Genomic DNA, 20,428 nt, shown 5'->3' with positions numbered 1-20,428 from the left:
CTTCTCTTTCCATCTCATTTAGTTAAGTTCGTTTCTCAATCATAAAGAGAGTCAAAACTTACCGACAATAAAAAAGGTGAATGATTACTCATTCACCTCTCGTTATTTCTGTTTTTGATACTTACTATACTTTGAAGCTTACTGCACGCGGCGCAGTACTTGTTTCAATGCGTCAAAGTCTGCGTCGAGCTCTTCCGATAGCAGCTCCATCGCAGCGTGCTTCGCTAGTGGCGCAGGAAGCTCGATATCGGATTCTAGAATATCATCCACGACTTCTTTGAACTTCGCAGGGTGAGCAGTACATAGGAACAGACCGGTTTCACCGTCTTGCAATTGTTCTTCAAGCACTCGGTAAGCAATCGCACCATGCGGTTCGCATAGGTAGCCTAGAGCATGTAAATCTTTCACTGACTGTGCGCTTTGCTCATCAGATACTGCGCCTTTACCTAACGTCTCCAAGCCCCACTCTTTCACGCGGCACAGCTCTTCAATACGAGGCCAGTTGTTTGGTTGGCTCACGTCCATCGCGTTCGATGTTGTTGCGACTGTTGGTTTTGGCTCCCACTTACCTGTTTCTAGGTAGCGAGGAACAGTGTCATTGGCATTAGTTGCCGCGATAAAGCGTTTGATAGGCAAGCCCAGCGCTTTTGCCAGTAGACCAGCAGTTAGGTTACCAAAGTTACCACTTGGTACTGATACCACTAGGTTTTCACGCTCTTGCTTGCTCATTTGCGCAGCGGCTTCAAAGTAGTAACAGATTTGCGCCATCAAACGGCTGATGTTGATTGAGTTTGCAGAGTTCAGACCGATCTCTTCACGCAGTGCAGAATCATCAAAAGCTTGCTTGACCAGTGCCTGACACGCATCGAAGTCTCCATCGATCGCGACAGTATGGATGTTCTTACCAAGCGTACAGAATAGCTTCTCTTGCAGTGGGCTGATCTTACCTTTCGGGTAAAGAATCACAACGTTGATGTCTTCCATACCGTAGAAAGCATGCGCAACGGCTGCGCCAGTATCGCCAGAAGTTGCTGTCAGAATGGTGATCTTGCCACCGTCCGAAACGGCTGCAAGAGATTGCGCCATAAAGCGACCACCAAAGTCTTTAAACGCAAGCGTTGGGCCATGGAACAGCTCCAGTGCGTAAACACCATCTTTTACTTGGTTGATAGGCGCAGGGAATTGGAATGCAGCATCAACAAGAGCATTCACTTGCTCCTCTGTAAGTTCATCTCCAATTAACGCCGATAGAATCTTAGTGCTACGAGAGACAAAGTCTTCTGCAAGCAGCGCATCGATATCTTCAAATTTTGGTAATTCCGATGGGAAAAATAGACCTTGGTTACGGCCTAACCCTTGGCGAACGGCTTGGCCAAAGGAAACTTGTTCATCATTTTCTTTTATATTGTAAAGCTTCATAGCTCACTTCCTGTTACTTTCGAACCCTGCTTATCTAGACGACAAACGTGGACGAATCCTTCTTCGTTTTGTACGTAGTTTTGTTCTAACCAGCGAGCAACTCGCTCAGCGACATCTTTCTCTTTGCAAATACTGAACAGTGTCGGACCACTGCCAGAAATACCGGTTGCCAATGCACCCGCAGACGCTGCGTATTGACGTGCATTCGCAAAACCTGGAAGCAGTTTCTCACGATACGGTTCTGCGATCACGTCTTTGATCATTTTTGCAGCAAGTTCTGGCTGACCAGAATGACACGCATGAATAAAGCCCGCAAGGTGGCGACCATGAGCAATGATATCTTGTCGGCGGTATTGAGATGGTAGGATCTCACGCGCTTCCGCCGTTGATACCTTGATACCCGGATACGCCATCACCCAGTACCAATCATCAAAGCAAGGCACTTCTTGACTGATGATACCCAACTCTTCAAGCATCAGTTGCACACCACCAAGGTAACATGGCGCAACGTTGTCGTAGTGAATACCACCAGAGATCTTGCCTTCCATCTCTCCCATCAGCGCCAATAATTCTGTCTCGTTAAGTGGCTGTCCATGGAATCGGTTCAATGCATCTAATGCAGCGACGATAGAACATGCACTTGAGCCTAAACCAGAGCCAATTGGCATGTTCTTTTCTAGCGTCATCTCAAGTGGTTTTAGCTCAACGCCTTTTTTGTCTAACTCACGAGCAAACACGAGCCAACAGTCGTAGACGATGTTCTCTTTTGGTTCAGTTGGCAATTTCTCAACAAAATCACCCGCCGTTTTAAGGCTGAACGGATCAGCCCCAGATTTCACCAATACACGGTCACCCAATAGTGTGCCATCCACTGGAGACACGGCAGCCCCCAGCACATCAAAGCCAACGCTTACATTACCAATTGATGCTGGGGCATAAACCACTACATCCATATCACTTGAACTCATTATTGTTATACCCCTAGTTTCCAACCTAAAGTACGCATCACGTCAGAAAATACACCCGCAGCCGTTACTTCGGTGCCTGCACCATAGCCACGTAACACTAGTGGGATTGGCTGATAGTAACGGCTGTAAAATGCCAGTGCGTTTTCACCGTCCTTGATTTTATACATTGGATCGTTTTCATCCACCGCTGCGATGCTTACTGTGCACTTGCCCTCATTAATCTCACCAACGTAGCGCAGTACTTTGCCCTCTTCCGCTGCCTTTGCAGATAATTCTTTAAAGTAGGCGTCTGCTTCAGGTAAACGCGCCATAAATTCATCAACGCTACCAGAATCATCAAAACCTGGTGGCAGTGCTTGATCAACCACAACGTCTTCTAGCTCTAGAGACATGCCTGCTTCACGAGCTAGGATCAGAAGCTTACGCGCGACATCCATACCAGAAAGATCATCACGAGGATCCGGTTCAGTAAAACCATTTTCTTTTGCGATATTAGTAGCTTCACTTAGGCTCATACCTTCATCTAACTTACCGAAGATGTATGACAGAGAGCCAGAAAGAATACCGCTAAAGCGCTCTAGCTCATCACCCGCTGAGATTAGGTTTTGCAGGTTTTCGATTACCGGTAGACCCGCCCCCACAGTTGTTTCGTACATCAGCTTGCGACGAGAGCTGCGCGCAACATCGCGAAGCTGATGGTAGTAAGCCATGCTTGCTGTGTTTGCTTTTTTATTTGGTGTAACGACATGGAAACCAGCTGCTAGGAAATCAGCGTATTGGTTCGCGATATCTTCACTTGATGTACAGTCAACCAATACTGGGTTGATGATGTGGTTACGTTGAACCAAAGAAATCAAACGCGCTAGGCTGAACTCTTCTGTCGCTGCCGACATACGATCACGCCAATGCTCGAGTGGCAGACCTTCACTATCAAGTAAAAGACCTTTGCTGTTTGCCAAGCCACACACGCGAATAACGATGCCTTTTTCCGCAAGCTTCGCCTGTTGACGCTCGATCTGATCCACCAGCTCACCACCAACGCCACCAATACCAACCACGAAGACGTCTAGGAAGTGCTTAGAGTTGAAGAGGTTTTCGTGACACGCTTTGATTGCTTCAGAGATTTTATCTTCAGGAATCACGGCTGAGATAGCACGCTCAGATGAGCCCTGTGCGATGGCTACAATGTTTACGTTCACTTCAGCAAGAGATGAGAAGAAGCGAGATGCAACACCGCGCGATGTACGCATGCCGTCACCAACCAACGTTATGATTGAAACATTATCAATAAACTCGACCGGCTCTAATAAGCTATCTTTCAGTTCCAACTCAAACGCATCGGCCAGTACTTGTTGCGCTTTTGCTTTATCTTCTGCCTCAATACAGAAGCTAATGCTGTACTCAGAAGAAGACTGAGTAATAAGAACAATAGACACACCAGCGGAAGACATTGCGCCAAATACGCGGCTTGCCATGCCAACCATACCCTTCATACCTGGGCCGGAGACGTTAACCATGGTTAGGTCGTTTAGCGTCGTGATACCTTTGATCGCCAGATTGTCTTCACCAGTGTCTTGCCCAATCAGAGTTCCTGCACCTTGTGGGTTAAAGCTGTTTTTGATCAGACATGGGATGTGGAACTGCGCGATAGGAGCGATGGTCTTCGGATGCAAAACGGAAGCACCGAAGTAAGAAAGCTCCATTGCTTCTTGGTAGCTAAGAGATTTAAGTAAGCGAGCATCTTCCACTAAACGAGGGTCGCAGTTGTATACACCATCTACGTCAGTCCAGATCTCACAACAATCTGCGCGCAGACACGCCGCAAGAACCGCCGCCGAATAATCAGAGCCATTGCGACCAAGTGTTACCAATTCACCTTTCTCGTTACCTGCGGTAAAGCCAGGCATTATATTCACATGGCCCAGAGGCAGAGGGTTTTGGCGGAAGTTTTGCGTTGAAACATCTACATCAACCATGGCTTCAAGGTGATCACCTTTTGCGTATAGGTATTCAACTGGGTCGATAAGATGTGCAGGCTGGCCTTTGGCTTCTAACACCGCTTTCATCAATTGAATCGAAACGCGTTCGCCTTTGCTAATAATACGTGCATTAACATTGTTTGGGCACATGCCAAGAAGATTGATGCCATGAACGAATTGGCGTAATTGAGAGAGAGAAGTTTTCACTTGGTTATCGAAAGCTGAACCATCGATATTGGGTAGTACTGCTTGGACTTGAGTGAAGAGCGTTTTAAACGACTCCTCCAACTCTTTGATTTGTAGTTCTGCTTCACCATTGCGCAATGCGCCTTCAATGACCGCAACCAATTTGTTTGTTGTTTTACCAGGAGCGGAAAGAACAACCGCCACTTCTTCTTGTTGAGCGTTATTGGCAATAATGTCTGCCGCTCTCAAAAAGCGATCTGCATCAGCTAGTGATGATCCGCCAAACTTCAATACTCGCATCCCTTCCTCCGGTATATCTTCTTAAATTTGTCTAAATTCTGGATAAAAAAGCATAAAAAAAGGCCTGTATCTTGTTGGATACAGGCCTTTTTTGTGAATTTCTTTCGCTCAGCAGCCTGCCCCAACATGTGTCGTGTCGGTAATAATAATGGTCGTGGTCATTACTACTAGGCTGTTAGATGGCATAAATAAATATTCAACGTTAATTGTGTTTGCTTAACTCTACGTTTACCGAGTTTCTGATACATAGTCAACAAAAAATTGTTTGTTTTTCCATCTTTCAGAGAATTCTGCTAAGCAATGTCATTGATATTTATAGTTAATTACACATTATTGATCATTTAAAAATCTACAGTTAGTTTTTGTAAAGGACTTAACCATCATCACCAGTTCGGTTTTTTATCTAATAACTAGTCTGATCTTTGCCATAAAACGTACGATCAAATAATTCGAGAGGGTTGTGACACATAACAACAACTTAACTGTGACTTATGTTCATAGGATCGAATTATTTAGAAAATAGGTGAGCTAGCTTTCATATTCTATGCTTTAATAGTGAGAAGCTTTGGGCGCATACTAATAAAAAAGTTGACACAAGGAGTGGTGAACATGAAAAGAGGGCTTTTTCTGTTGCTGTTTTTTGTGCCTGGTGTTTGTCTAGCAAACGAGCTTCCGCCGCTTCCAGGTAAAACATCCCCTTCTCCTCATAAACTATTCATTTCCAGCGACAGTTATCAGTCTGACAGTTTTGATGTTTGGAATATCGATACGGGTTACGCTTACGAGCTTTTTGATTCGGTAGACGTTTATGTCGGTGCGCGAGTCAATAACTCTCCTACCCAAAATCAAAGTGGTTTTTTGAGTGGGATCAGCTATCACTTTAATGATCGTGTCACGCTGAAAAGTACAGTTCGCTCTTACAAGAACGAAACAGCGGAAGGTATTCGCCAAGACGACAGTAGCCTCGCGGCTGAAGTCTCAAGTCGCGTAAAAATTACCGATAAACTGGATCTTCACGCGACTCTTGATTACCAAGATTGGCAACAAGGCTTTGAGGTTGGTTTAGGCTTTCGTTTTTAGAAGTCCAGCTTTTGCTTAGAAATCAACACACCGTTCCAGTCCGCGTAAACGTAGTGCTTAGGTTGAACGATTTGGTTTTGCATCGTTAAGGTTACGTTTACCTCTCCTATCCCGCGTTTCTCTGTTTTAAACGGGTTAGTTCCAAGAGCTTGAACGCCAATGTCCATTTGAGATATTTGTGCTACGTCGCGTATTGCACCATAGACAATGATACCTTCCCACCCATTTTCTATTCCGAGTATCGCTAATTGATCGCCGAGTAATGCTCTCTGACACGATCCATGTCCGTCAACAATCAATACTTTACCCGTTCCATCTTCGCCCAGTACTTCACGCACTTTCGAGTTATCGTGATAGCAGCGCACCGTAACGATTTCACCGTAAAAAGCGCTACGTTGACCAAAGTTCTGCAATGGTAAAGTAAGCAAGCTCACTTGGTCTTCAAATTGGTCACAAATATCGGGTGTAATGTCTCTCATATTTCCTCCGTGAATTTTCTCACCCAAGCGGTGCTTCAGTGAGCAGTATCCTTTTCTATACCTTCTATACGAGCCGAGGTTTAATGGAGCCTAACGTATGAAAAACTTTCGGCTGCGAGCACGCAATAAGATAAAGTTGGTCATTAATGACGTAATAAATCGCGTTTTGTTGAAAGTCACTCGCCAATTCAACGGCTACCTCTGGCGACAACTCGACGGCAAAGCTTTCCTCATACCATGTAAAAGCGCTATCACCTACCGTGACAGGCGCGTAATTAACGTGCTGTAGCTGTTTTTCTAACGCGTGATTGTTTATGCTGTTCTCTTCTTTGGACCTCAAGTTACTGTATGGGTTCCAAGCGGTTATCACAGCATAGTTTGAAACACGCCACTCGGCTTCGAATCTGAAAAAAGATTCTGAATAAGCATTCCATAACGATGCGTCTATGTTCTTATTACTTTTTTCTATCATAAGTCTTAAACGATTAATAACAGTTACATTTCATCAATTGATATAAATCAACAAACTGAATGGAATTAACATTTGAGCATTGTTAGCATGCTGTTAACAATATAAAATCCGCTCAATATCTTAGGGTGTTTACGTTTCAGGCCCCACTGAAAGCAGGAAATGAAAGGTAAACAAGCCCTTTAGAATAAACGTCGCCATTGGATACTGGTGAGTTGGCAAAATTCCATGGAGGGCGGATAACTGAAAGAAGTGTTTTTTTGATCAACTTGATTTATTATCAAAATCACATTACCTGTATGTTATATTTTTGCCTAGAATTTATTCTATTAGCACAATTTTGTCACAAATTTAGGTACCGCCAATGCAAACCCCGCAGATTCTTATCGTTGAAGATGAGCAAGTAACTCGTAACACTCTTAAGAGTATTTTTGAAGCAGAGGGATACGCTGTTTTTGAAGCCAGTGACGGTGAAGAGATGCACCAAGTGTTGTCTGATAACTCAGTCAACTTGGTTATTATGGACATTAATCTTCCAGGCAAGAATGGCCTTCTACTAGCGCGTGAATTACGCGAGCAAGCGAACATTGCTTTAATGTTCCTGACAGGCCGTGACAATGAAGTAGACAAGATCCTAGGTCTTGAGATTGGTGCAGATGACTACATCACTAAACCATTCAACCCACGTGAACTAACTATTCGTGCACGTAACCTACTTAGTCGCTCAATGAGCTCTAACGCGGTGCAAGAAGAGAAGCGCTCGGTAGAAAAGTATGAATTCAACGGTTGGGTACTAGACATCAACAGCCGCTCTCTAGTAAGCCCTGCTGGTGATAGCTACAAGCTACCTCGCTCTGAATTCCGCGCACTACTGCACTTCTGTGAGAACCCGGGTAAGATTCAAACTCGTGCAGATCTTCTTAAGAAGATGACTGGTCGTGAACTTAAGCCACACGACCGTACTGTAGACGTAACGATTCGTCGTATCCGTAAGCACTTTGAGTCTGTTTCAGGTACTCCAGAAATCATCGCCACTATCCACGGCGAAGGTTACCGCTTCTGTGGCGATCTAGAAGACTAGATTTAACCGCTAATATGCGAAGGGCTTGCTCATTGAGCAAGCCCTTTTTGTTTTAGGTCTAACGACTAATGCAACATCATTGCGGTTAATAAACCTTGTTAATCTTCACGTACTTTTCGACTAACCAACGCTGTTTACCCGCATCGTCTAGAAGCACTGCGATATCAACCGATTTTTCTGTGTTCAAATCAATGTGAGACGAGAACGCCACCTCCCATCGGCTTTCACTGTGCGTTCGAGTATCTAAAGACGCACTGTCCACCAACCACTCTTTTTGCCCCTGTTTAATAATAAGAGCTTCTGCCGTTAGATTTGCAGGAAGTAACTGATCTCCTTCGAGGTAAAGTGCACCTTGAATACTTTGCTCTTGCACGTCCCCAATATTCGGCATGAGGTTCACCCATAAATTACTTTTGAGCTCAACATTAACCTCATTAATCGTAATCTGACTGTTTTGTTGCCAATTCACATTTGGAACGGAACTACAGCCTGCCATCAATGCCATGACTAACGCCAATGGTGCGATTCTTTTCATGTTATTTCCTTTGTTCCAACCAACTTTTGAGGACTTGAATATCGTTTTGGTATTCATTTTTGATCTCTTCAACCCAGTCTGAAATGTTTTCCCACCATGCAGGCATATCAGGCGATTGCGCTTTTTGCGCCACACTTTGGATACGTTTCAGGCCAATTGAACCTGCAGCACCTTTGATTTTATGCGCTTCAGAAACAATCCCATCTTGATCTTTCGCTGTCATGTTCGAATCTAAGACATCGATATAGTCTGGCATCATATCTTCAAACATTTTTATGCTGTCGTAGACAGGTTTTGCACCAACAATGTCGACGTAAGACTCTAACATATCCATATCGAGCAAATGTGTCTCAATCACAGGAGAAGGCACTGGCTCTTCCACTGTTTCGGGACCGCTCACCACTTCCTTAGGTTGTTCTAACTGGTGAGCGAAGAATTTATCAATCACTGACTGAATAGCATTCACTGCCAGCGGCTTACTGATCGCATCATCCATGCCGTTATCTAAGTATTCACGACGATCTTTCATTACATTAGCAGTTAAGGCGACCAATGGAGGAAGATTGTTATAATGCTTGCGGTAATAATTGGCGACATCAAAGCCCGTCATATCAGGCAGTTGGATATCCAACAACGCTAAGTCGTATTTTTCTGGCACAAAGTTCACTAACGCTTCTTGGCCCGTCATTGCCACGGTGACAGAGTGCCCTAGGCTCTCTAGTAACGATTTAGCCACAGTTACGTTAAGCTCGATGTCTTCGACCATAAATATGTTGAGGCGCACATTGTCGCGTATCGCATCAATGACTGGCTCAGCTAGTTCAACAATCGGAACGTGGATCGATACAGTAAAAGTGCTACCAAAGCCTTCCTCACTGGTAACCGTAATGTCACCATCCATCATATTGATCAGTTGCTTAGATACCGCCAAACCAATACCTGTACCGACCGCGTGCAGGTTGTCCTTGCCTGATTTCACTTGGTAGTACATCGCAAAGATCTTATCTAGCTCTTCGTCTGGGATACCAATACCTGTGTCTTCCACTTCCATAATAATGGTCGCAAAATCGTCTTCGACATCCGCGCTCACTGTCATCACAACGCCACCTTCCTTGGTGAACTTCATTGCGTTGCTGACCAAGTTCCAAATCACCTGACGTAGACGGGTTGCATCCACTTCAATTGCTTTTGGCAAGTCGCTTAAACGTTCTAAGTCAAAGCGTAACCCTTTTTGTTCCGCCATCAGAGCAGAGATACTCTCAATCTCTGCGACGAAGTCTTCGAAGTTAAGTGGCGCAGGTAATAGTTCTAACTTACGGCGATCAAATTTATCCATATCGATAATATCGTTGAAGATGTTACCTAGAGTAATCGCACTCACATTGATGGTCTGCATGTGTTTACGCTGCTCTTCTGTCAACGGACTATCTAGAAGCATACGACTTAAGCCTACAATGCCATTCAGCGGCGTTCGCAGCTCATGACTGATGGTTGAGATGAAGGTAGTTTTGTCGCGGCTTGCTTTCTCTAACGACTCTTCATGGCGCTTACGTTCAGTGATATCACGACCGAACCCAACGAGACCAAGGTGACGGCCATCTTTGCTGTAAAATGGCACTTTACGCAGCTCAAAGTAATGCTTGCGACCATCTGGGTATTCGAGCCATTGCTCGTAAGTAATCGCTTGATTATCGGCAAAAACCTTTTGGTCAGTATCAACGATATGCTCGGCGATTTCTTTGCTATACACATCCCAAGGGCTTAATCCGACTAACTGGTGCTCTTTCTTGCCCGTTAGCTCTTCCATCGCGCGGTTACAGCCAGAGAAAACACCATCCGCATTGCGGTAGTAAATTAAGTCTGGTGAGGCATCAATAAATGAACGCAGTAATGCGGTACGTTCTGCCAACTCTAATTGAGTACGTTCGCGTTGGAACACCTCGTTTTCGAGGTCTTGCATCGCCTCTTCACGTGCTTCTTCCGCTTTAATACGCTCTTCAATTTCTTGGTTAAGCTTTTCAATGTTTTGTTGAAGTTGGTAATTCAACTCTTGATCTCGCGAACGCATGTCCTTCAGTTTGGACACCAGCTTAGTTAAACGCTGGCGAGACTCTTCTAGTTGATCGACAACCACAGAGAGGAAGTAAACCGCCCAAGGGGTGATCAATAGACCAAAAAACACCGAACGGACAATGTCGATATCATCTACTCGCCCTTTGAGAGCTAAAGTAATCCCTACCTGCACCACAACAGCTAATGCCACCAGCGCAAGGGCTAGCAAAATAGAGAAGCGAACAATCCCCAGTTTGACTAGCAAGTCGACATAATACTGGGCGAGATTTTTCATGGGTTTCATTAACTACTCCATGGTGGTGGCTAGATAGCGCCATTCGATGATGAAAAACAGGTAAATGCACTCGACCTAACGCAATTTAGGTCTGTTTGATTAGTGAAAAACACACGGTGCGATCTGCGCTTGTGACACGAGATAGAAAGATAAACCAACGAGCGCACAGGCTTCTGTAAGTTTAACGTGTTTAATACGGTGATTTAAACAATCAGCTATCAACTTAGAGCAAGCGGTCACAAAGCGTTAGCAAGAACTGGGGTGGATACAGGTGCGATTACGTCCATCAGCTTTAGCTTGGTATAACGCACTGTCAGCCATAGCGATGCCCATTTCGGGTTCATCACCATGCTGAGGAATGTAAGAGACCAGACCGATACTGACGGTAAGGCGTTCAGATGCTTCTGAACTGTCGTGTTCCATATCAAGCTGTAGAATTTTCTCATGAATACGCTGCGCTACGTTGCGCGCACCTTCCGTGGTGGTATTCGGCAATATAAAACCAAACTCCTCGCCACCATAACGCGCAACACAATCCGAAGAACGATTGATGACTTGTGTAAACACGGTAGCGACACTGACTAACGCTTCATCACCTTGTTGGTGACCGTAACAGTCGTTGTAATCTTTGAAAAAGTCGATGTCACATAACATGATGGTGAGCGGCAGCTTTTCTCGAGCGTGGTGGTACCACAATACCTGCAGCTGTTCGTCAAAACGGCGTCGGTTCGATACTTGAGTTAAGCTATCCATAAAGCTCAATTTTTCTAACTCTAGGTTGGCTTTTTCCAACTTTTGTTCTGCAAGATAACGCTCAGAAATATCACGCGCCATGATCAGCACACCATTCGTTCCTGATGCTTTATCTTTAAAAGGCGATTTCACCACATCAAACCACGTACTTTTACCATCACTACTCACGACTTTATCTATGTATCGAACTGGCTCTAACTGGCGTAATGCTTCTAAGTCACTGTCTGCTAAGCGCGCGTACATCTCTTTAGGAATCACGTCTTGGAGGCGCTTACCTATCAAATCAGAAATTTTTGAAATGCCTAACGCCTTAACAAAAGGCTGATTACACGCTTGATAGACCATGTTCTCATTGAAAATACCAATAGAGTCCGGACTGGCATCCAGAATCGTTTGTAAGATAGTATCTCTTTGCGCTAGCGCCACCTCTGTATCTTTGCGACGCTCCATTTCATCTCGCAGATTCTGTTGCATCTTGTGCCATTCAGTCACGTCATGACTAATAGACAGCGTACCGATAAGCTCACCACTCGGCGAAACAAGAGAGTTTTGATTGACTTCCAATAAGCAACTTCGACCTTGTGGATCCGTTGTCCATTTACGTTCGCTTTTTCTGGTCATCTCACCCAAGGCCTTGGATGCGCAAGCTTCTTCCCTTCGCCCTTGCCAGAATTGATCAAATGCTCGATTGGTCGTTAATAGATTGCCTTGGCGGTCTTGGGTACAAATCAGCTCTGAAAGTGAGTCTAATGCCGAACGTGCGATGATTAATTGGGCAAGTTCTTGTTGCTGCTCTTGGTGAGTGGCTTGATATGGCTGAGCATAAAGAATCCAAACTCGATGATTGCGCAATAAACTCTTTCTGCCTGACAGCTCCACTTTAATAGATTCACTATCAGATAGTCGCCAGTCAAAAGCCTGCTGACGAAAATGACGACTAGAGAAGCGCTCGAGAAACTGCTCAAGCTCATGAATATCGAATAAAGCAGGATACAAATACCCCGTTCCCAAAGAGCGAATGCCTAATAACTGCATCGCAGCCTGGTTAGATAGCAAGAGCTGAGCATGGCTAGTGTCCACCACTATGACTGGATAGGGAGAATCCGTTACTAGTTGCTTAAGTGATGTCTGAAAGTGCAAATAGATCAGTGCTAACGCGCACACGCCTGCGATTAACAACAAGACGACATAGCCATAACCGCCTTGACCACCCCAAAGCCAATTGAGTAACTGATCCATCGTTTAAACCTTCAAAGAACACTGGTTAAAATATATCAGTTATTTATTGAGCGATCTGCTATTAATTCCGGTTTAGTATAGATAAAGGTATTCCCCGTAAGACTCCCTTGAGCACCATGAGCACTGAGATCTCGACCAATTTCCGTCATCGCTAGCCAACGGTTTTCACACCACAGAGGCGATAATAACGTGGGCCTCCTAGCTGCTGATGAAACGCGATGATAAATCACATCTGGTGGTGTCATACGAATCATTTCACTGGCGATCGCAACATATTCTTCTAATTCAGGGGCTTCTAGCTTTCCAGCACGCCAAGCTTTCGCCATGGTGCTACCTTCGACAATATGCAAGCCATGTAACTTGATGCCATCCGTTCCCACGGCCAACACTTTTTGCAGCGTTTCAATATTTTCGGCGCGGGTTTCTTTGGGTAAACCCACAATTAAGTGAGTACAAACCTTGATTCCAAGTGTTCGCGCACGCTTAGTGATTTCGGCATAACACTCAAAGTCATGACCACGATTGATACGTTTTAGGGTGTCATTGTTGGCGGTTTGAAGACCTAGTTCTAGCCAAATTTCATAACCTTGCTGTACATAGCCCGACAGTAAATCCAATACCGCATCAGGGACGCAATCAGGACGCGTCCCCACACAAAGACCAACCATGTCTGCAGCCTTTAGTGCTTCCTCATACATGTTTTTGAGAACTTGTACCTCGGCATAGGTACTGGTGTAGGCCTGAAAATAAGCGAGATATTTCTTCGCTCTGTGAATTTCACCTGCGCGATCTTTTAACTGTTCGTGAATGCTTTTTATCTGGACTTCTTCATCTGCAAACGAAGCCACATTGCAAAATGTACATCCTCCCCGCCCAATCGTGCCATCGCGGTTAGGGCAACTAAATCCACCGTGCAATGTTAACTTATGAACCTTTTCACCGTATCGACGCTGAAGATCTTGGCCGATTGTATTGACCAACTCATGTAACTGCATAAATTCTCACCAACAATAAATCGTAATCAATCTCACTACGATCTGTGTAAATAAATTACATCCCTGCAAGAAAAAACACACAATATTAATCAATTCAAACACCCATTATGCGGGTCAAAATCAATAAACTTGCATAATTAAAGACAAAAATCGTTCATGTTGCGTAAATGTTAAACTAAAAATGCATAATTAAACGAAAAAATTGGGTCACAACGCCGAGTTTTTCATTGCATTCTGAAGTGACAAAATTGTAGGATACTTACACAACCCCGTTATTTTTGTGACTTTTATTACAAAGCACACTGCGGGATTTGTCGGTGTTATCCCACTCCTACCTATATAAATCACTAGATAGTGATAATAAATAAAGGGATACCACCAAGGATTGTTTTTCTCGCAAAACTTTTCCTGCGAGATACGGAAAGGAATCAAGACCGGTCAACCTAGATCGGTGGCGATAATAAATATAAAGGACAAGACGTAATCAATAGTCTAGGTAGTATTTGCTGCCCGGTACTTTTGCGTCGACATTGAACTGGAAGGATGTATCTATGGTAGATAGAGAGCAAAATCCACAGGGTCTGTACACTCCGGAACTGGAGCATGACGCTTGTGGTATCGGTTTTGTTGCTCACCTTAAAAACCGTAAATCTCATGAAGTAGTGACTCAAGCATTGGATATGCTGGCTCGCATGGAACACCGTGGTGGTCAAGGTTGTGACCCATGCAGCGGTGATGGTGCGGGTATCTTGCTACAAAAACCTCATGAATTCCTATTAGAAGAAGCCGTTAAGCTAGGCATTAAACTGCCTTCGTTTGAAAAGTATGGTGTTGGTGTCGTTCTTTTCCCGAAAGACGAATACAAACGCGAGCAATGCCGTGACATTCTAGAACGTAACGCACAACGTCTAGATCTTGAAGTTATCGGCTACCGCGTATTGCCAACCGATAACTCAATGATTGGTGCAGACCCACTAAGCACAGAGCCTCAGTTTGAGCATGTGTTTATCTCTGGTGGCCCTGGCATCACACCTGAAGAACTAGAACGCAAACTGTACGTGCTTCGTAACTACACAGTACGTGTTTGCCTAGAAAGCGTTTCGAACATTGGTGACGACTTCTACATTAACTCCATGTCTTACAAGACATTGGTGTACAAAGGTCAGTTAACGACCGAGCAAGTACCTCAGTACTTCCTCGATCTGCAAAACCCGACCATGGTGACTGCACTGGCACTGGTACACTCTCGTTTCTCTACCAACACCTTCCCGAAATGGCGTCTTGCACAGCCTTTCCGTTACATTGCCCACAACGGCGAAATCAATACAGTTCGCGGTAACTTGAACTGGATGAAAGCCCGTGAAGCAATCCTAGAATCAGACCTGTTTACTCAGGCTGAAATCGACATGCTTCTTCCAATCTGTCAGGAAGGCAGCTCGGATTCATCTAACTTCGATATGGCACTTGAGCTCCTAGTTCTTTCTGGTCGCAGCCTGCCACACGCATTGATGATGATGATCCCGGAAGCATGGCAAGAAAACAAAAACATGGATCCTAAACGTCGCGCGTTCTATCAGTACCACGCGAACATCATGGAACCATGGGATGGTCCTGCTTCAGTATGTTTTACTGATGGTGTTCAAGTTGGTGCGACACTAGACCGTAACGGTTTGCGCCCTTCTCGCTACACAGTGACCAAAGATAACTTCCTAGTGATGGCATCTGAATCTGGTGTTGTGGATATTGAACCAGAGAACGTAGAGTTCCGTGGTCGTCTACAACCGGGTCGTATCTTCGTTGCAGACCTAGAGCAAGGTCGCATCATCTCCGATGAAGAAGTGAAAGACACCATCGCAACGGCACAGCCTTACGAGAAATGGGTAGAAGAAAACCTACTGAGCTTGAAGAAGCTGCCAGATGCGAGCAACCAGTTCAGCCAACCTAAGCCAGAACACCTTCTACACCGCCAACAAGCGTTTGGCGTAAGCACTGAAGAAGTGAACGAAATCATCGTTCCAATGGCGAATGACGCGAAAGAGCCATTATCAGCAATGGGTGCCGACTGGCCTCTTGCGGTTCTATCTCATCAGTCTCAACATCTTTCTAACTACTTCAAGCAGCTGTTCGCACAGGTAACCAACCCACCGATCGACCCGATCCGTGAGCGTATGGTTATGTCGCTGAACACTTACTTGGGTAAAGACCAAAACCTTCTGACTGAAACACCACTTCACTGTCAGAAAGTCGAATTAGAATCGCCGGTTCTGGCGAACTCAGAGCTTGAAAAACTACGTGCGATCGATAACGAGCACCTACAAGCGAAAACGTTGGATATCGTATTCCAAGCTAGTGAAGATCAAGGCAAACTTGAGCGTGCATTAAAACGTATCTGCCAATACGCAGAAGACGCGGTTATCGATGGTTACTCAATCATCCTACTCACTGACCGCGCAGTGAATTCAAACCACGCGGCGATCCCAGCAATGCTGGCAGTTGGCGCAGTGCACCACCACTTGATCCGTAAAGGTCTACGTGCGAAGTGTGACATCGTGGTTGAAACTGGTGACGCGCGTGAAACGCACCACTTTGCAACGCTACTTGGTTACGGTGCGAATGCGGTTAACCCTTACCTAGTGATTGAAACCATCATTGAACTTCAACGTACGAAGAAGTTGGATCCAGAAGCGAACCCTCGTGATCTGTTCAACAACTACCGTAAAGCGATCAATGGTGGTCTTCTGAAGATCTTCTCGAAGATGGGTATCTCGACGCTACAGTCTTACCACGGCGCACAAATCTTCGAAGCGTTGGGTATCCACAAGTCAGTGGTCGACAAATACTTCACAGGTACGGTTTCTCGTATCCAAGGTCTTACCCTTGATGATATCGCCAAAGAAGTGCTGATCCGTCACCGCATCGGTTACCCACAACGCGAAATCCCAATTCAAATGCTGGATGTTGGTGGTGTTTACCAATGGAAACAGCGTGGTGAGAAGCACCTATTCAACCCAGAAACCATTTCTCTACTGCAAGAGTCTACGCGCAACAAGAACTACGATCAGTTCAAGCAATACGCGACTGCTGTAGATAAGCAAGGTGACAACGCGGTAACCCTACGTAGCCAACTTGAGTTCATTAAGAACCCAGCTGGTTCTATCTCTATCGACGAAGTCGAGCCAATTGAAAGCATCGTGAAACGCTTCGCGACCGGTGCTATGTCATTCGGTTCTATTTCTTACGAAGCACACTCCACACTAGCTGTTGCGATGAACCGTCTTGGCGCGAAATCGAACTCTGGTGAAGGTGGTGAAGACCCAATGCGTTTCGAGCGCAAAGAGAACGGCGATTGGGAACGCTCTGCAATCAAGCAGGTGGCTTCAGGTCGTTTCGGCGTAACCTCTTACTACCTAACTAACGCTGAAGAGCTGCAAATCAAAATGGCTCAAGGTGCGAAGCCAGGTGAAGGTGGTCAGCTACCAGGCGATAAAGTAGATGACTGGATCGGTGCAACGCGTCACTCGACTCCGGGCGTTGGCCTTATCTCTCCACCACCACACCACGATATCTACTCAATCGAAGATTTGGCTCAGCTTATCTACGACTTGAAGAACGCGAACCGCGCAGGCCGTGTAAACGTGAAGCTGGTATCAGAAGCAGGCGTAGGTACGATCGCTTCTGGTGTAGCGAAAGCGAAAGCGGACGTTGTACTAATCGCAGGTTTCGACGGCGGTACAGGTGCATCACCAATGTCTTCAATCCGCCATACCGGTCTTCCTTGGGAACTTGGCTTGGCAGAAACGCACCAAACGCTACTGAAGAACGGTCTACGTAACCGTATCGTGGTTCAAGCAGATGGTCAGATGAAGACACCTCGCGACCTTGCAGTGGCAACACTACTTGGTGCAGAAGAATGGGGCGTAGCAACCGCAGCATTAGTGGTTGAAGGTTGTATCATGATGCGTAAGTGTCATAAGAACACTTGTCCTGTTGGTATCGCGACTCAGAACAAGACGCTTCGCGAGCGCTTTGATGGCCGCGTAGAAGACGTCGTTACCTTCTTCCAATACATGGCACAAGGTCTACGTGAAATCATGGCTGAGCTTGGCTTCCGCACTATCGATGAAATGGTCGGTCAAGGTCAGAAACTGAAGATCCGCCAAGACATTTCTCACTGGAAATACAAGAACCTAGATCTGTCTCCTGTTCTCCACGTTGAGCAACCACGTGAAGCTGATGGTGTATTCAACCAAGCTCAACAGAACCACAACCTAGAAGAAGTGCTAGACCGTAAGCTGATTCAAGCAGCGATTCCTGCACTAGAGAAAGGCGAAGCGGTGAATGCCGAGTTCCCTATCGTCAACACGGACCGCTCTGCAGGTACCATGTTGTCGAACGAAATCTCGAAAGTGTACAAAGATGCAGGTCTACCTCAGCCAATGAACGTGAAGTTCAAAGGTTCTGCAGGTCAGTCATTCGGCGCATTCCTAGCTAAGGGCGTGAAGTTCGAAGTGGAAGGCGACGCGAACGACTACTGGGGTAAAGGCTTATCCGGCGGTACTTTAGTACTTTATCCAGATGCGAAATCAAGCATTGTCGCGGAAGACAACATCGTGGTTGGTAACGTGTGCTTCTACGGTGCAACTTCGGGTGAGTCTTTCATTCGTGGTATGGCTGGTGAACGTTTCTGTGTTCGTAACTCAGGCGCGAAAGTAGTAGTAGAAGGCGTCGGTGACCACGGTTGTGAATACATGACTGGCGGTGCAGCCATCATCCTTGGGTCAACAGGTCGTAACTTTGCCGCAGGTATGAGTGGTGGCGTGGCTTACGTATGGGATAAATCAGGTGACTTTGAGTCAAAACTGAACCCAGAGTTAGTAGACCTAGATCCAATCGAGCAAAAAGACAGAGATCTATTACTCGACATGCTAACTAAGCATGTTCAATTCACAGGAAGTGAAGTCGCTCAGTCTTTCCTAGACAACTTTGAAGCAAGCCTAGCCTCTATGGTTAAGGTAATGCCGCGTGACTACAAAGCGGTTCTTCAAAAGCGTAAAGCTGAAGCACAGTCTCAAGGAAACGAAACTCAAGTGGAGGCCGTATAATGGGTAAGCCTACTGGATTTTTAGAGCATGGTCGTGAACTACCACAGAAGATCGACCCAGCTGAACGCATCAAGAACAACAAAGAGTTCGTTCTGAACGAGGAGTTTGGTGACAAGATCAATACTCAGGCTTCTCGTTGTATGGATTGTGGTGTGCCGTTTTGTCATAACGGCTGCCCTATCGGTAACATCATCCCAGAGTTTAACGATGCGGTTTATCGTGATAGCTGGGAAGAAGCTTGGAACATTCTAAGCTCAACCAATAACTTCCCAGAGTTCACTGGTCGTGTTTGCCCTGCTCCATGTGAAAGTGCTTGTGTTCTTGGTATCAACCAAGACCCAATCACTATCTGTAATATCGAAAAAACTATCGTAGAAACGGCGTATCGTGAAGGGTACGCCAAACCAAAAACACCACGTTCTCGCACTGGTAAAACGGTGGCGATCATTGGTTCTGGACCTGCTGGTCTTGCGGCTGCTGAGCAGCTAAACAGCGCAGGCCATACCGTGACAGTATTCGAGCGAGACGAGAAAGTGGGCGGTCTGCTACGTTTTGGTATCCCAGACTTTAAACTGAGCATGGAAGTCATTGATCGCAAGATCAATCTAATGGCAGAAGCTGGCATTGAGTTTAAAGTAAACCAACACGTCGGTGTTGATGTAAATGCTCAGCAACTGCGTCAAGAATTCGATGTGGTTCTACTGACGGGAGGCTCAACAGTTCCACGTGATTTGCCAGTTCCGGGTCGTGAGCTCAAAGGCGTTCACTTCGCAATGGAATTCCTAGGTCAAAACAACCGCCGTGCAAATAACATGGACCTGAAAACGGAAGAGATTCACGCAAAAGGTAAACATGTGGTTGTCATCGGTGGTGGTGATACCGGTTCAGACTGTGTAGGTACGTCAAACCGTCACGGCGCAGCAAGCGTAACTCAAGTGGAAATCATGCCGATTCCACCAGAGAAGCGCCCAGCCAATATGCCTTGGCCTCAATACCCAATGATCCTACGTACTTCGACCTCTCATGAAGAAGGTGTCGATCGTCACTGGAACATCCTGACCAAAGAGTTCATCGGAAATGACAAAGGTGAAGTCACAGGCCTTCGTCTTGCTGATATCGTTTGGCAAGATGCAAAACCAGGCGAGCGCCCAAGCTTCAAAGAAGTAGAAGACAGCGAGCGTGTGATTCCATGTGATATGGCATTTCTAGCGATGGGATTCCTACACCCTGAACCAACAGGCGTACTTGCTCAACTGGATATCGCGCTAGATGATCGTGGTAACGTAGCAACTCAAGGTTTTGCTACAAACCAAGAAGGTGTATTTGCTGCTGGTGATATGCGAACAGGCCAATCTTTGGTGGTTCGTTGTATCAACGAAGGCCGTGAATGTGCCCGTGCTATCGATGATTACTTAATGGGTGGCACAAACCTAGAAGCAAAAGCAGATTCACTGATGCTTTCTGCTTAACGAAGCAGTCATGCTTCTCTCTTTCAA

The 20,428-nt window shown here is 45.6% G+C and carries 14 protein-coding genes and 1 other annotated feature; of the genes, 4 read left to right on the top strand and 10 right to left on the bottom strand.

The features are described from left to right. Nucleotides 1–138: 138 nt before the first annotated feature. The 4 genes from thrC to thrL form a co-directional block, all read right to left on the bottom strand. Nucleotides 139–1,419 (bottom strand): threonine synthase, encoded by a 1,281-nt coding sequence (gene thrC / locus R8269_RS12700; protein ID WP_005381818.1) that lies wholly within the window; start codon nt 1,417–1,419, stop codon nt 139–141. Then, complete coding sequence (gene thrB, locus R8269_RS12695; RefSeq protein WP_017635074.1) at nt 1,416–2,372, bottom strand: homoserine kinase; 957 nt, start codon at nt 2,370–2,372, stop codon at nt 1,416–1,418. The genes thrC and thrB overlap by 4 nt, the downstream gene beginning before the upstream one ends. 20 nt (nt 2,373–2,392) lie before the next feature. Beyond that, on the bottom strand, nt 2,393–4,852 hold the full coding sequence (gene thrA / locus R8269_RS12690) for a bifunctional aspartate kinase/homoserine dehydrogenase I (RefSeq protein WP_258476711.1): 2,460 nt from the start codon (nt 4,850–4,852) through the stop codon (nt 2,393–2,395). A 53-nt stretch (nt 4,853–4,905) separates the two neighbouring features. After that, nucleotides 4,906–5,025 (bottom strand) — a sequence feature (Thr leader region). Continuing rightward, nucleotides 4,961–5,038: a thr operon leader peptide gene (thrL, locus tag R8269_RS12685; RefSeq protein ID WP_074192076.1), complete on the bottom strand. Its 78-nt coding sequence runs from the start codon at nt 5,036–5,038 to the stop codon at nt 4,961–4,963. (Overlaps the previous feature by 65 nt.) A gap of 423 nt (nt 5,039–5,461) precedes the next feature. On the opposite strand from thrL, the gene R8269_RS12680 reads away from it, so the two are divergent. Next, nucleotides 5,462–5,932, top strand: a complete 471-nt coding sequence (locus R8269_RS12680) for a ribonuclease regulator (RefSeq protein WP_167415017.1) — start codon at nt 5,462–5,464, stop codon at nt 5,930–5,932. On the opposite strand, the gene R8269_RS12675 is transcribed toward R8269_RS12680, so the two are convergent. Together R8269_RS12675 and R8269_RS12670 are read right to left on the bottom strand one after the other, a co-directional pair. Continuing rightward, entirely contained in the window at nt 5,929–6,411 is a 483-nt protein-coding gene (locus tag R8269_RS12675) for a putative 4-hydroxy-4-methyl-2-oxoglutarate aldolase (RefSeq protein WP_005381822.1), read from the bottom strand. The genes R8269_RS12680 and R8269_RS12675 overlap by 4 nt on opposite strands. Before the next feature lie 64 nt (nt 6,412–6,475). Then, nucleotides 6,476–6,883, bottom strand: coding sequence for a DUF3293 domain-containing protein (locus tag R8269_RS12670; RefSeq protein WP_005381823.1), 408 nt, complete (start codon nt 6,881–6,883; stop codon nt 6,476–6,478). A 361-nt stretch (nt 6,884–7,244) separates the two neighbouring features. Here R8269_RS12670 and arcA point away from each other — a divergent pair, with 361 nt between their 5' ends. Then, nucleotides 7,245–7,961: a two-component system response regulator ArcA gene (gene arcA, locus R8269_RS12665; RefSeq protein WP_005381824.1), complete on the top strand. Its 717-nt coding sequence runs from the start codon at nt 7,245–7,247 to the stop codon at nt 7,959–7,961. An 85-nt stretch (nt 7,962–8,046) separates the two neighbouring features. Here the strand turns inward: arcA and R8269_RS12660 are convergent, their stop codons facing one another. From R8269_RS12660 to R8269_RS12645, 4 genes are all read right to left on the bottom strand, one after another. Continuing rightward, complete coding sequence (locus tag R8269_RS12660; protein WP_215810543.1) at nt 8,047–8,496, bottom strand: hypothetical protein; 450 nt, start codon at nt 8,494–8,496, stop codon at nt 8,047–8,049. A 1-nt stretch (nt 8,497) separates the two neighbouring features. Beyond that, complete coding sequence (gene arcB / locus R8269_RS12655; protein WP_215810544.1) at nt 8,498–10,852, bottom strand: aerobic respiration two-component sensor histidine kinase ArcB; 2,355 nt, start codon at nt 10,850–10,852, stop codon at nt 8,498–8,500. Nucleotides 10,853–11,089: 237 nt separating this feature from the next. Continuing rightward, nucleotides 11,090–12,835: a GGDEF domain-containing protein gene (locus R8269_RS12650; RefSeq protein WP_025768422.1), complete on the bottom strand. Its 1,746-nt coding sequence runs from the start codon at nt 12,833–12,835 to the stop codon at nt 11,090–11,092. A gap of 35 nt (nt 12,836–12,870) precedes the next feature. After that, a complete protein-coding gene (locus tag R8269_RS12645; protein WP_017633631.1) occupies nt 12,871–13,830 on the bottom strand; it encodes a TIGR01212 family radical SAM protein in 960 nt (319 codons plus the stop codon). A gap of 551 nt (nt 13,831–14,381) precedes the next feature. Between R8269_RS12645 and gltB the strand changes: the two genes are divergently transcribed. Both gltB and R8269_RS12635 read left to right on the top strand, forming a co-directional pair. Continuing rightward, nucleotides 14,382–18,932 (top strand): glutamate synthase large subunit, encoded by a 4,551-nt coding sequence (gene gltB / locus R8269_RS12640; RefSeq protein ID WP_215810545.1) that lies wholly within the window; start codon nt 14,382–14,384, stop codon nt 18,930–18,932. Then, nucleotides 18,932–20,401 carry a glutamate synthase subunit beta gene (locus tag R8269_RS12635; protein WP_318222551.1) on the top strand — a complete coding sequence of 490 codons (1,470 nt, stop codon included), beginning with the start codon at nt 18,932–18,934 and terminating at the stop codon, nt 20,399–20,401. The genes gltB and R8269_RS12635 overlap by 1 nt, the downstream gene beginning before the upstream one ends. Nucleotides 20,402–20,428 lie beyond the last annotated feature (27 nt).

It is taken from the genome of Vibrio sp. Vb0667 (assembly GCF_033391095.1).
Note: the sequence above shows the minus strand (reverse complement) of the source record. Positions and strands in the feature narration are given on the sequence as shown.

Bases quoted from the DNA above. Each gene is read 5' to 3' on its own strand.
- thrB (WP_017635074.1), bottom strand. From the start codon at position 2,372: ATGGATGTAGTGGTTTATGCCCCAGCATCAATTGGTAATGTAAGCGTT.
- thrL (WP_074192076.1), bottom strand. From the start codon at position 5,038: ATGCCATCTAACAGCCTAGTAGTAATGACCACGACCATTATTATTACC.
- arcA (WP_005381824.1), top strand. From the start codon at position 7,245: ATGCAAACCCCGCAGATTCTTATCGTTGAAGATGAGCAAGTAACTCGT.
- R8269_RS12645 (WP_017633631.1), bottom strand. From the start codon at position 13,830: ATGCAGTTACATGAGTTGGTCAATACAATCGGCCAAGATCTTCAGCGT.
- R8269_RS12650 (WP_025768422.1), bottom strand. From the start codon at position 12,835: ATGGATCAGTTACTCAATTGGCTTTGGGGTGGTCAAGGCGGTTATGGC.
- arcB (WP_215810544.1), bottom strand. From the start codon at position 10,852: ATGAAACCCATGAAAAATCTCGCCCAGTATTATGTCGACTTGCTAGTC.
- R8269_RS12680 (WP_167415017.1), top strand. From the start codon at position 5,462: ATGAAAAGAGGGCTTTTTCTGTTGCTGTTTTTTGTGCCTGGTGTTTGT.
- R8269_RS12635 (WP_318222551.1), top strand. From the start codon at position 18,932: ATGGGTAAGCCTACTGGATTTTTAGAGCATGGTCGTGAACTACCACAG.
- R8269_RS12670 (WP_005381823.1), bottom strand. From the start codon at position 6,883: ATGATAGAAAAAAGTAATAAGAACATAGACGCATCGTTATGGAATGCT.
- thrC (WP_005381818.1), bottom strand. From the start codon at position 1,419: ATGAAGCTTTACAATATAAAAGAAAATGATGAACAAGTTTCCTTTGGC.
- thrA (WP_258476711.1), bottom strand. From the start codon at position 4,852: ATGCGAGTATTGAAGTTTGGCGGATCATCACTAGCTGATGCAGATCGC.
- R8269_RS12660 (WP_215810543.1), bottom strand. From the start codon at position 8,496: ATGAAAAGAATCGCACCATTGGCGTTAGTCATGGCATTGATGGCAGGC.
- gltB (WP_215810545.1), top strand. From the start codon at position 14,382: ATGGTAGATAGAGAGCAAAATCCACAGGGTCTGTACACTCCGGAACTG.
- R8269_RS12675 (WP_005381822.1), bottom strand. From the start codon at position 6,411: ATGAGAGACATTACACCCGATATTTGTGACCAATTTGAAGACCAAGTG.